This is a genomic window from Gemmatimonadota bacterium, from assembly GCA_016712265.1.
Taxonomy (GTDB): Bacteria; Gemmatimonadota; Gemmatimonadetes; order Gemmatimonadales; family Gemmatimonadaceae; genus RBC101.
The window spans coordinates 545172-557596 of the sequence record JADJRJ010000031.1; the positions used below are offsets into that span (position 1 = coordinate 545172).

Genomic DNA, 12425 nt, shown 5'->3' on the forward strand with positions numbered 1-12425 from the left:
AGGCGCGGCGGGCCTCCGGAGACGGGGGCCCGTCGTGCGTTGGGGGCCGCCATGCCGCGTCGCGGTGCGCCGGGTAGATTGCGCCCCTTGTCCCTTCGCCATCTCGCATGCGTCGCTTCGCGGTATTCGTCTCCCTGGTCGCCGGGCCTGTTGGGCTCGGTGCGCAGCAGGTCTACAACGGGCGTGCAGGGCAGATCCAGGTCACGCCGCCCCGGATCGAGTCGTCGGTGGCGGTCGATGGTGTCCTGAACGAGGCGCCCTGGTCCCAGGCCGCGGTGTTGTCCGGATTCTCGATGTACCAGCCAGTGGACCAGCAGCCGGCGCAGGACTCGACCGTCGTGCTCGTCTGGTACTCGCCGACCGCCATTCATTTCGGGATCCGCGCCTATGCGCCCGCGGGTGCGATCAATGCCAACCTGTCCGATCGCGACAAGATCTCGGCGGACGACGCGGTCGACATCATCCTGAACACATTCAACGACGGTCGGCAGGCCTTTGTGTTTGGCGTGTCCGCGCTGGGCGTCCAGGCGGACGGCACGATCAACGAAGGGGCGCGAGGCGCGGGGCAGCGCGGTGGCGGGGCGCTGGATGGGTCGTCGGCGACGGTCCAGGCGGACCTCAGCGCGAACTTCGTCTACGAGTCGAAAGGCCGCCTCACCGAGTACGGCTACGACGTTGAGGTGCGGATCCCGTTCAAGAGCCTCCGGTACCAGCCGACCGACGTCCAGGATTGGGGGCTGCAAGTGGTGCGGCGCGTGCGCTACCTGGGCCACGACAATACGTGGACGCCGGCACGTCGTGATGCGGCGTCGTTCCTGGCTCAGGGAGGAACCCTGAAGGGACTGCGCGGACTGGAGCGCGGCCTGGTCGTAGACCTCAACCCCTCGGTGGTGGGCTTCCAGAATGGGGCACCACGCAACGATGGGAGTTGGCGCTACCTCCCCCAGGGCCCGGAGTACGGCGGGACGGTGCGTTGGGGGGTGACCAACAACCTCGTCATGAACGGGACCTTCAATCCCGATTTTTCGCAGGTGGAAGCCGATGTGGTGGCCCTGGTGTTCGATCCCCGGCAGGCGCTCTTCTACCCCGAACGGCGCCCGTTCTTCCTGGAGGGAATCGAGAACTACGCAGCGCCAGACGGGTTGATCTACACCCGCCGCATGGTTCAGCCCGATTTTGCCGCCAAGGTTACGGGCAAGGTGGCGGGCACCAATGTCGCCGTCCTGAGCGGCCTTGACGACCGCAGCAACTCGCTGTCCGGGGACGGACATCCGTACTTCAACGTGTTACGCGCCGTGCGCGACGTTGGCCCGCTCAGCCGGATTGGGGTGACGTACACCGACCGGATCGACGCCGACGATTACAATCGGGTCCTCGGCCTCGACGGCCGGTTGGTCTTCCGGAAGTTGTGGACCCTGCAGGGCCATGGGGCGCTGAGTCGCACGCGCGTTGCCGACGAGGTCGCGACCGCGCCCTTGTGGTCGGCGAGCCTGGGACGCAATGGGCGCACGTACGACTTCAATGCGGCCATCAATGCGGTTGGCGAGGAATTTGACGCGCAGGCGGGGTTCATCAGCCGGCGCAATGTGGCGAACTACGTGCTGACCAACGCATTCACCTTTCTGCGCGCGCCCGGGTCGCGTGTGGAATCCTGGGGCTTCAACGTGCGGGGGCAAGGGACGCAAACGTACACCTCGTTCGTCAACGGGCGTGCGTCCCAGGACCGCAAGCTGCACTTTAATGGCAACATGGCGGTGCGCGGCGGATGGCGGATGAGTGGCGGGGTGTTCTTCGAGAATTTCGGGTTCGACTCCCTGCTGTACGCCAATCACTACGTTGAGCGCGACCTGGGTGGACGCAAGGACACCGTCAAGTTCACGGCCGCCGGGGACCCGCGGCTGCACAACGTTGACCTCACGGTCCGGGTGAACACGCCGGAATGGTCGCGCTTCTCCGGTGACATCTTTTACATCGGGGGCAAGGACGAGAACTTCGATGAGTGGCAGTCCGGGCTCATCCACATCGTCACCGTGAACGCACGCTGGCGGCCCACCGACCTGCTGCGATTCGAGGCGCAGTACCAAGTGCAGGAGTACAACCGGTGGAAAACGGGGGAGACAGTCAACTCCCGCAAGGTGCCGCGCCTCAAGGTCGAGTACCAGGCATCGCGGTACATGTTCGTGCGATTCATCGGGCAGTACGATACGCAGCAGAAGCTCGACCTGCGCGATGACCAGCGCACCAACTTCCCGCTGCTGTTTCGTAACGCGGATGGGAGCTTTTCGGCGCTGACCGGGTTCAAGCGGAACCGGGTGCGCGCGGACTGGCTCTTCTCCTACCAGCCCACCCCCGGCACGGTACTCTTTGTCGGCTACGGCAGCTCGATGTCAGAAGCCGAGCCACTCAAGTTCCGCGACCTGCGCCGGACCTCGGATGGCTTCTTCGTGAAGTGGAGCTATCTCTTCCGGCTGTAGCACGGCGGGATCCGGCGGCGGCCGGCGCGGCCCCGTCCTTGGGCGCTCACGGCCCCCGCGTCGGCCGTCTGCCCTAGCGTACTTTCTCCACCGGCAGCTCACTCCGCTTGGCCCAGTCCTCGAAGGAGCCGTCGTAGATCCGCACCGGGATGCCTAACGAACGGGCCGCGGTGTACAGCAGGCTCGCCTGCAGCCCGATGTGGCAATAGGTCACGACGGTATCGCCCTTCATCACCCCGGCCTGATCAAACAGGCGTCGGATCTTGCCGGCATCACGGAAGGTGGTCAGTTCGCTCGTCAACGAGCTGAATGGGATGCTCCGGGCGCCGGGGATGCGACCGGCACGGGCGGTGGAACCTGCGCTCAACCCCAAGTGGAACTCCGGCGCCCGTGCGTCCAGGACCCGCACGCCGGCACGAGTGCCGTTCTGGGTAATCCAGGCCGCGTCGACGACATTGTCGAAAGGCTGCGGGGTGAAATTCCCGCGCGCGACCGGGGTGGCGTCGAAGGTCACGGTGCGACCGGCCTCGCGCCAGGCATCGATCCCGCCGTCGAGGATGGACACCTTCCCCCGAAGCCCGACGCGCTCGAGGGTCACCAGCGTGCGCGCGGCGATCAGTGGTTGTCCGTACACCACCACATGCTGGCCATCAGACACCCCCACCGACTCGAGCAGCGAGTCGATGTAGGCCGGGGCCGGGAGCTGGGTCGAAAGTCCCTCGCTCTGCAAGGCGACGGCCGCAAAAGGGAGGAACCGCGCGCCGGGCAGGTGGCCGGCGTCGTACTCGGTCTTCGTCCCCGCATGCAACACCACCACCGTGCGGTCGTTCATCCGCTTCTCCATCCACTTGGCGGAAACGATGACCGGATGGGACTGCGCGGCCAGGCCGGTGGCCGCAAGGGAAAGGAGGACGACGAGGCGTGGTAGCATGTGGGCTCTCTGGCAGATTCCGTCGCGGGAACTTAGCGTGCGGAGCGTTCCCGGATACTCCCTCCTCGTGCGTGTCATGTTCGTTCGTACAGCGTCCGCTTTTCTATTTGTCGCCTCCGTCGCGGCGTGTCGCCTGGAACGTCGCGCCCCCGCCAGCACGGATACGACGTCCGTGGTCGACGTGGCGACCCTCCCGGACCCCACGCCTCACCGGCGTGTGGCATTCCGGGTGCCCAGCGAAAGCGAAGTGGCAGACCCCGTGGTGCTGGCCTCGGTCCGCCGCGGTCGCGCCATCCTGCGCAACACCCGGGACTCGCTGCCTCGGCACGTCGGGAACGGACTCAGCTGCACCTCGTGTCATCAGGCGGACGGGACGGTCAAGCATGGCATGCCGTGGGTTGGTGTCTATGCACGGTTCCCGCAGTATCGATCGCGCGCCGGGGCCACGCAGCTTATCGAGGATCGCGTGAACGATTGCCTCAAGCGCTCGCTCAATGGGCGTCCGCTGGTGCCGGAGAGTCGCGACATGCGCGACATCGTCGCCTACATGGCCTTCCTGTCGACCGGGTATCCCGTGGGCGCCGAGGTGGATGGACAGGGGCTGCGTCCTGTGACGCCGGTCGAGGCGGATGCTGGCCGCGGGCGAAACGTCTTCATCGCGCGGTGCGCGCGCTGTCATGGCGGCAAGGGAGAAGGCATCGGGCTGGCCACGCCGCTGTGGGGCCCCAAGTCCTACAACATTGGTGCAGGGATGGCGCGCCTGCGCACCGCCGCCGCCTTCATTCGGGCCCGCATGCCCCAGGACAGTGCCGGTGCGCTGACCGACCAGGAAGCGTATGACGTGGCGCGGTTCATCAATGGGCAGTCGCGCCCCGACTTTGCCGGCAAGGAGCGGGACTGGCCCCACGGCGACCCGCCGCCGGATGTCGCCTACCAGACGCTGGCGAAGAAGCCGAAGACGAACTGAGCGCCGACGACCGGCGGTGCACCTTCGGCACCGCATGCCCGCCGCCGTCTGCCGTTCGCCGTCTCATCCCTCCTGTCGCGTCGCCCGGTCCTCCTCTGCGAGGTCCCGCACGCGCCCCATGACGGCGTCGACAATCCCCTTGTAGGTGCTCCCCTTGGGCGGCAGCGCATAGTGCTCGGCGAGGTCCACCGGGGCCCCGAAGCGCACCCGTGCTGCCTTCCCCTCACGCCACGCGCGCCGCAGTTGCACCGGGACGGACGCGTGCATCCCGGCCACGTACACCGGAATCACGATCGGACGTGCGGCGTGGATGATGCGACCGGTCCCCGGCTGGCACCGCAGGAACGAATGCTCATCCTCGTTCAGGTTTCGCGCCCCCTCGGGGTGGATGCCGATCACGTGACCGGGGCCGCGGGCGCACAAGGCGGTGAGCACGTCCAGGGCGTAGGCGTCACTCGCGGCATGGCTGGGGAGCGCGAACAGTGGCGGGAACATCGACCACATCGCGAACAGCTGGTTCAGCGCCATCCCCCGCAGCGTTTGGTAGTAGAACTGGCCGAGGACCGGGAAATACAGGCGCTTCCGCCCGGGCAGCCGTCGGTGGAGCAGCGTCGACACAACAAACATGTCGAAGTAGGTCCGATGGTTGGCCACAAAGAGGATCGCCCCCTTCGGCCACGCCTCCTCGACGTGATGCCATCCCGAATCCGCGATGCGGCCGCGCATCACCAGGTTCACCAGGGAGGCACCGTAGAGTCGCTGGCCAAGGGTCCAGAACGCTTTCATCGGTTCCCGGTTCATGAACCGGGCGACCTCGACGTGCAGGCGCTCCTTGCGGCCAAGGGTGGCGCGTACCGCCGCGGGCAACGGTGCCGTGAAGGGATCGGGGGGGCTCATCTCCCGGTGCCCTCGGGCCGCGCAGCTTGCCGGGTGGGGTGCGCCACGAACTGACCAGTTGGCCCCAATGAGGGTCGGGTCATCGCGGTGCGAGTGGCACCCGCCGGAGAGGAGGGGGCGAAGGAGGGCAAGAAGATCACGCGGGAAATATGCGTGCATACCATGCGCCCGTGGCTTGCCCCACTAGCGTGGATCCTGCGACCTTCGAGGGAGCGTACTGCGTGGGGCGGACGGGGCCGGTGTCCTGAGGTGCTACGGACGTCCGGCGCGGCGAGCCCATCGCACCTGCCTGTCGCTTTCACGTACTCCTGGCCGCACTCTCCACTGGACTGATCGATGTCGACGAAAGTGTTCGCGAAGCTGCCGGACCCGCCGTATTACGCCGTGATCTTCTCGTCGCAACGCACGGCCGGCGATCAGGGATACGGCGCAACCGCCCAACGCATGGGCCAGTTGGCAGAGCAGCAGCCCGGATTTCTCGGGATGGAATCCACGCGAAACGCGGATGGCTTTGGGATCACCGTGGCGTACTTCACGGACGAGGCGTCGATCGCCGCCTGGAAGGCCAACATGGAGCACCGGGAAGCCCAGCGGATGGGACACACGACCTGGTATGAGCACTTCGAGCTCCGCATCGCGAAGGTGGAGCGGGCGTATGGTGGGCCGGCGCGGTGAACTCGCGTCGCATTGCCGTCGTGGGCGCCGGCGCGATCGGCGGGCTCTTTGGGGGTCGCCTCGCGGCTGGCGGGCATGAGGTGGTCTTCCTTGCACGTGGGGCGACCCTCGATGCCCTCGCGGAGCGCGGGCTGATCGTGGACTCGCCGGAGGGCGACCTGCGGCTGCAGCCGGTCCGCTGCGCGCAAGATGCGGCCGCAGTGGGCCCGGTGGATCTGGTCCTGGTCTGCGTGAAAGCGGGTCAGGTGTCGGCGTTGGCGCCGACGCTCCGGGCGTTGATCGGCGACGGTACCCTCGTGATCCCGCTGCAGAACGGGGTGGAGGCGAGTGGCCAGCTGGCTGCCGCGTTAGGCGAGGCCGTGCTCGAGGGGTACAGCCGGGTCATCGCCGAGGCCGTTGCTCCGGGACACATTCGGCATGTGGCCGTCACGCCGACTATTGCCTTCGCGCCGCGCGTGGGGGCGGGGTCCCCACCGACGGAGGGGGTGCTGGCCGGCTGGGGCGAGGTGTTCCGCGGGGCGGGACTCCATGTGGAGGAGACCCCCGACGTGCTGCGCGCGTTGTGGGAGAAGTTCATGTTCGTCGAGCCGCTCGGCGCCGTGGGAGGCGCGGCGCGGGTACCGTTCGGCGCGTTGCTCGCGGTCCCCGAGACGCGCGCGTTGTTGGATGCGTGTGTCCGGGAGATCATGGCCGTCGGCCGGGCGCGGGGCGTGTTGTTAGGCGAGGACTCGGTGGCGAGCGTGTGGCTGCGGTACGACAAGCTCGCGCCGGAGGGGACGGCGTCGATGCAGCGCGACCTGATGGCGGGGCGGCCGAGCGAGTTCGATGCGCAGACGGCGGCCGTGTGTCGGATGGCGCGCGCGGTTGGGGTCTCGGCACCCGCCCATGACGCGCTGTATGCCGTGCTTGCACCGCAGGCGCGTCACGCGCGGTAGCTGCGGCTACCGAAGGCCCCTTATGCGGTATGCATCGATGACCTGCTCTTGCTCCACGCAGGTAGCCTCTCGGCCGTTGCGCAGCACGCCGATGTGAATGCCACATGGCGCGGGAATCGCGCCAAGTGGGCGTGGCTTCCCACCCCGCGCAGACACCATGGCGAGCTCGCGCATCGCGTTCCCCCGTACGCGCGAGTCGCGAAGGGCATAGAGAATGTTCCCGTCGGCGTCCCAGGAGATCGGGATCACCAGCGTCACCGAGTCGGTAGGGACGATCTCGCGCGCAGGACCGGACGGGAGGGCAACCACGACCAGGCTGGCTCCTCCAACCACGAGCTGCCGGCCATCCGGACTCGGGACGATCCCCTCGGGCAGGTACCCCTCGTGTTGTTCCCAGAAACGGGAAACAACCTCGCCCGTGTCGCTGGCGGTCACCGCATACCGACGCAGGCGACCACGCGGATTCACGTCGAAGTCCGGCGCATACACATACCGGCCATCTGGGCTCCAGGCCGCGGGAAACCCGAAGCTGATGACGTTGGATCCCCGCGGCTGACTCGGCTTTCCCAATCGCGTGACCTCACTGCTACGCACGTCGACGACAATCCACTCGGCGCCGCGGCCAGGCGGGACGTGACGCGTCACCAGGCGCGTTCCATCCGGCGACCATTGTGCGGCCATCAGCGTGCCCGGCTGAGTGGTAAGGAGGCGTCGATTCCCGCCCGCTGTATCCTGCAGGTAGAGGCTCGAACTCCGAAGTGCCGGTAGTGCCTCGACCTGCGCGAGGACGGCGCCGTCCGGAGACAGGGCTGGAACCACGTTCACCGCACCCGTTGTCTGCGCAATCATCCGCGCCGTCTTTGCGGAATCGATGGGAATCGGAAAGCGCCAGGTTCGTGAGATGTTCTCGATGCGCGGAACGATGAGGTCGCCGTTGCGCCCCATGTCCTGTGGGACCCCGGGAAGGTCCAGTGCGAGTCGCTCGCCCCGGGGAGGGCTCGCGTCGAGGTCCAGGCGAAAGATCGAGTCCCGACGCATCGGCGCGTAGAGAAAACGGCGCGTGGGGCCGAAGTAGGCCGTGCGCGATAGTGACGCAAATGCCCCGCTGGTGTCGGCCGGCGTGGTAGCGAACACCACTACGCGGTCGCCGGTCGCGTCCAACCGTGAGATGCGCACCGTGGAGTCCGGAAGGCGAGACGCGAGCACGAGCAGGCCCTCCGCGACACCACCCGCGAGCCAGACGACACGTTCCCCGGCGTCCAGCGATACGCGCACGCTGTCGCCGAAACCGCCGCGTCGCACCTCGGCGATCGTCACCGTGAGGGTGTCAGCCGGGGTGATGCCGCGTCGAAGGTTAAGCAGTGGGCCGGGGGATGGCTGGTACCACTGGCCCCCGCGCGATGTGACCCAATCGGGCTGGGAGCTGCTGCCGTCCGCGGTTGCCATGAATGTCGGCGGTTCACCCGGTCGGTAGGTGACGAGGGTCGAGTCGTCGAGCCAGGACAGGAATCCCGGGGCCGCCCTGCCGACACGGCGGGCGGTGCCTTGCGGCATCGTCTGGATCCACAATTCACCGCCATCGCGACGGAACGCGAGCTGCGACCCGTCCGGCGAGAGCCGAGGTTGGCTGACCGTGCCGGCATTAGTGATTCGCTCGGGCGCGCTCGGCGCGAACGCCGGCGTGCGCCCGATCCACCACCAGCCGGTGGCCGCCACACCGAGGACGCCCAACAGTGCCGGCAGCTGCCAACGCCTTCCTCGCCCGACCCGTCGGACCGGGGCGCGCGGCGCGGCCCCGCTCGTGACCTGGTCCAGCTCTTCGAGAAGCGCGGCCGCCGTCAGCCACCGATCGTTCGGCGCCTTCGCGAGGCACCGCATCACCGCATCCGCCAGCGCCGTTGGGACGTCGGGTCGGACGGCCTGCAGCGACTCCGGCACCGCCGTCAGGTGCCTCATGAACAGCTGCTGCATCGACTCGCCCGTGAACACGGGCCGCCCGGCCAGCATCTCCCACGCCATCGCCCCCACCGCATACAGGTCCGTGCGCGCGTCGATCGCCGCCGACCCCTCGATCTGCTCCGGGGCCATGTATCCGGGACTGCCTAACGCCACACCGACGCTCGTCGCGGCGTGCACGCTCGTCCCCGAACTCGCGATCGCCTTGGCAATCCCGAAGTCCGCCACCCACGCTTGCCGCCCCGCCAGCAACACGTTGTCCGGCTTGATGTCGCGGTGCACCAACCCCTTCTCGTGCGCGTGCGCCAGCGCTTCCAGCACCGATCGCAGCAGGCGGCGCACATCCTCCACCGGGAGCGCCCCCTCACGGCGCATCCGCGCGCGCAACGTCTCGCCCTCGATGAACGGCATCACGTAGAACAACGCCCCACCCGCCTGCCCGGAGTCCAGCAAGGGCAGGATGTTCGGGTGCGTCAGGTTCGCCGTGAGCCGGATCTCCGCGAGGAAGCGCTCGGCCCCCAGTACCGACGCCGCGTCCGGCCGGATGACCTTGATCGCCACATCGCGCCCGTGCCGGGTGTCGCGGGCCCGAAAGACCGTCGCCATCCCCCCACGGCCCACCTCAGCCTGCAACTCATATCCTGGGGCCAAGGCGCGCTCCAGCTCCGCGCGCTGATACGTCGCGGTGCTTCCGTCGACCATCCGCCCGACCAGTGAGTCCAGTGAGGTCGGCGTGTCGAGAAAGCCGCGCCGGTCGAGGGTCCCCTCGCGCGCCAGCAAGCGCTGGAGTTCGTCCGCAATGGTGGGCGACTCCTCCCGCAGACGCATCAGCCAGGCGGTGCGCTCCCCGGCCGGCATGTCGATCGCCTTGTCGAGGAGCGGTTGCACCTGGTTCCAGAGGGCCTTGTCCATAGCGGATCGCGATGAAGGCTAGGCCAGGAACAGCGCCATGAATCGGCGCAGTCCCGGGAGTCGGGGGGCTCGCGCGTTGGGCGCGACGTCTTCCTGGAGGAGCGCCTCGAGGGTCGCAACCACCGTGGGCGCGTCTGAGCGCAGGTCGTGCAGCCACGCTGCCCGGTCTCCTTCCGGGAGTTGCTGCATGGCGTTCACGAGCGGAGAGAGGGCGGCGCGGACCTGGGAAGCCTGGTGAAGCATGGGGAGCACCCGAAGTGGAGGTTCACCCCTGTCTTCGAAATCCGACGGCCAATCATGACACGCCGTCCCGTCCCATCGCGTCGCCCAGCAGCAGGCGGGCCTTCTTCCAGTCCCGCAGCACGGTGCGCTCAGATGCCCCGCGCTGCGCCGCGATCTCCGCGAAGGTGAAGCCGCAGAAGAAGTGCAGGTCCACGACCTCGGCCAGACGAGGATCCAGGGTCGCCAGCTCCTCCAGGGCTTCCCCGAGACGCGCGAGGTCGGGCTCGTCTCCGGCGGGTGCCGCGACGTCGGCGTTGGTGATCCCCGTGAAGTGGAACTCGCCCCCCCGCTTCTGGGCCCGCCGGTTTCGCGAATAGTCGATGATGATGCCGCGCATCGCCCGCGCCGCATAGCCGAGAAAGTGGCCCTTGTCCTCGAATGCCGGTGAGTGCTCGGAAAAGCGCAGGTACGCCTCGTGGAGGAGCGCGGTGGCCGACAGGGATACGTTGCCCTGAAAGTCACGAACCTGGCGACCAGCAAGCACCTTCAGCTCGCGGTAGAGCTCGGTGAAGAGCCGGTCTGGGGGGAGGGCGGCGGTATCCATGGCGGCGGGTCTACTGCGCGCGAGCCACGCCGTCGCGCCGGGGGTCGGCGATCCCGATCCGTCGGCCATCCTTGCGAACGAAGACGCCGTGGACGCCCCCGAACTGTATGTCCGCGACGCGAGAAAGCGGCTGGTACCCGGCGGCCACGAGACCCGCATACACGTCGGTCGTGAAGCCCGGCTCCACTTCCACGTCGCGGCGCCCTGGCGTGGACCAGATGCGTGGGGCCGCGATCGCGCGCCCGGGATCTTCGCCAAAGGCGAGGATGCGCGTGCTGACCTGCGTGATGGCCGGCTGGATGTACTGTGATCCCGCCGCACCAATCACGAGCCGCACCTGGCGCCCGTCCAGGATGATCGTGGGTGCGATGGTGGAGTTGGAGTAGCGGTTGGGACCGCGGGTGCGTGCGTCGAGGTTGGCGGCCGATGAGTTCAGGAAGAAGCCATTGGTATACACGCCGGAACCGAATAACACCCCCACCGTGGTGGTGGCAGACACCGCGTTGCCGTCGGCGTCCACGACCGAGAGGTGCGACGTGAGGCTTTCGCTGGTTTGGGGTTCGGTCTCGCCGCTGGAGGCCTTCAGCGCACGCGGAAGGGCCACCGGATAGGGATACGCCTCACAGGCCGCGTCGCGTGTCGCGGGCTCGTGTGGCCACGCGTCCCCTGGCCCGACGGAGTCCCGCGCCGCGCCTGCGAGGAGGGTAGCGCGTTGCGCGGCATACGCTGCACTGGTCACTCCGCGCGCCGGGACGGCCAGGACCGCGGGATCACCGCGATGGAGAGACCCGTCCGCCTGGGCGAGGCGGAGGATGCCGGCCATGGTGACGACCGCCTGGGGTCGATCGGTGAAGCCGCCGGCTCGGGTCAGCCCACTCGCTTCGGTGAGCTCGAACATCTCCAGCAGCGGGGCGCCTCCCATGGGGGGTGGCGCCGACAGCACGGTGTGGCCCAGCCAGCTCGTGCAGAGCGGGACCATGGGGGCAACGGGGTACCCGGCGACGTCGTCCGCCGTGATGAGCCCGCCAAGCGATTGGACCTCCTTCGCGAGTTGGTCGGCGATGGCGCCTGTGTAGAAGGCGTCGCGTCCGCCGTCAGCGATGCGTTGCAGCGTCGTGGCGAGCGCCGGTTGGACCAGGCGCGCTCCGGGGCGCAGGGGCTGGGAATCGGGGAAGAACAACGCGCGGGCGGCCGGGTTCCCCTGCAGCTTGGCGCGAGAGGACGCGATGGTGCGCGCCAGGAGCGGGCTCACAATGAAGCCGTCGCGGGCCAGGCGGATCGCGGGGGCAAGCACGGCGGCACGCGGCAGTTTGCCGTGGCGCTGGTGGGCCTCGAGCAGACCGGCCACCATCCCGGGGACCGCCGCGGCCCGGCCGATGCGCCGTGGATTGGCCGCGCCACTGTCCGCCTGGCCCCACGCGGGATCGCTCCCCGTGCGCGCGTAGAACGACAGGTGGTCCGCGCGTCCCGTGCGCGCGCTGTAGAAGGTCAGCGCGCCGCCCCCGCCGAGCCCGGTCTGCGAGATGTCGGTGACCGAAAGGGCGAAGGCCGTGGCAACGGCGGCGTCGGCGGCGTTGCCGCCGGCTCGCAGCACCTCAACACCGGCCGCGGAGGCGTCGGGGTGGGAGGCGGCGACCACTCCCCGGTCACCCTCCACGCGTTTGCCATCAGCCGGGGAGAGGTCGGCGGGGGACAGGCCGGGCGCCGCGCAGGCAAGGATGCCGGCGAGCAGCAAGGCAGGGGAACGGTGTCGGATGGTCAGGGGCACGCTTCCCAAACTCGGGCGGACCGCCACGTGGCGCAACCTCCGATGCGGTATTGCGCGCACGCCTCGCGGCCTGCGGGCCGTCCG

The 12425-nt window shown here is 68.5% G+C and carries 10 protein-coding genes; 4 read left to right on the forward strand and 6 right to left on the reverse strand.

Translation table 11 applies throughout. The features are described 5' to 3' along the window. Positions 1-107 precede the first annotated feature (107 nt). Positions 108-2474, forward strand: a complete 2367-nt coding sequence (locus tag IPK85_23295) for a carbohydrate binding family 9 domain-containing protein (GenBank protein ID MBK8250292.1) — start codon at positions 108-110, stop codon at positions 2472-2474. Positions 2475-2547: 73 nt separating this feature from the next. Here IPK85_23295 and IPK85_23300 read toward each other — a convergent pair whose 3' ends face one another. Beyond that, positions 2548-3405, reverse strand: coding sequence for a sulfurtransferase (locus IPK85_23300; GenBank protein ID MBK8250293.1), 858 nt, complete (start codon positions 3403-3405; stop codon positions 2548-2550). 76 nt (positions 3406-3481) lie between these two features. Between IPK85_23300 and IPK85_23305 the strand changes: the two genes are divergently transcribed. Beyond that, positions 3482-4372 (forward strand): c-type cytochrome, encoded by an 891-nt coding sequence (locus IPK85_23305; protein ID MBK8250294.1) that lies wholly within the window; start codon positions 3482-3484, stop codon positions 4370-4372. A 63-nt stretch (positions 4373-4435) separates the two neighbouring features. On the opposite strand, the gene IPK85_23310 is transcribed toward IPK85_23305, so the two are convergent. Next, positions 4436-5269, reverse strand: coding sequence for a 1-acyl-sn-glycerol-3-phosphate acyltransferase (locus IPK85_23310; GenBank protein ID MBK8250295.1), 834 nt, complete (start codon positions 5267-5269; stop codon positions 4436-4438). Between the two features lie 336 nt (positions 5270-5605). Here IPK85_23310 and IPK85_23315 point away from each other — a divergent pair, with 336 nt between their 5' ends. Together IPK85_23315 and IPK85_23320 are read left to right on the forward strand one after the other, a co-directional pair. After that, positions 5606-5944 carry an antibiotic biosynthesis monooxygenase gene (locus tag IPK85_23315; GenBank protein MBK8250296.1) on the forward strand — a complete coding sequence of 113 codons (339 nt, stop codon included), beginning with the start codon at positions 5606-5608 and terminating at the stop codon, positions 5942-5944. After that, positions 5941-6879 (forward strand): 2-dehydropantoate 2-reductase, encoded by a 939-nt coding sequence (locus IPK85_23320; GenBank protein ID MBK8250297.1) that lies wholly within the window; start codon positions 5941-5943, stop codon positions 6877-6879. Before IPK85_23315 ends, IPK85_23320 begins: the two co-directional genes overlap by 4 nt. 6 nt (positions 6880-6885) lie before the next feature. Here the strand turns inward: IPK85_23320 and IPK85_23325 are convergent, their stop codons facing one another. Genes IPK85_23325 through IPK85_23340 form a run of 4 tightly spaced genes read right to left on the reverse strand, consistent with a single transcriptional unit; the run spans position 6886 to position 12308 of the window. After that, positions 6886-9747, reverse strand: coding sequence for a serine/threonine-protein kinase (locus tag IPK85_23325; protein ID MBK8250298.1), 2862 nt, complete (start codon positions 9745-9747; stop codon positions 6886-6888). Positions 9748-9765: 18 nt separating this feature from the next. Next, the gene (locus tag IPK85_23330; GenBank protein ID MBK8250299.1) at positions 9766-9990 is read right to left on the reverse strand and encodes a hypothetical protein; all 225 of its coding nucleotides are present in this window, start codon (positions 9988-9990) and stop codon (positions 9766-9768) included. A 52-nt stretch (positions 9991-10042) separates the two neighbouring features. After that, the gene (locus tag IPK85_23335; GenBank protein MBK8250300.1) at positions 10043-10573 is read right to left on the reverse strand and encodes a sigma-70 family RNA polymerase sigma factor; all 531 of its coding nucleotides are present in this window, start codon (positions 10571-10573) and stop codon (positions 10043-10045) included. Positions 10574-10583: 10 nt separating this feature from the next. Continuing rightward, positions 10584-12308 carry a gamma-glutamyltransferase gene (locus IPK85_23340; GenBank protein ID MBK8250301.1) on the reverse strand — a complete coding sequence of 575 codons (1725 nt, stop codon included), beginning with the start codon at positions 12306-12308 and terminating at the stop codon, positions 10584-10586. Positions 12309-12425: the final 117 nt, after the last annotated feature.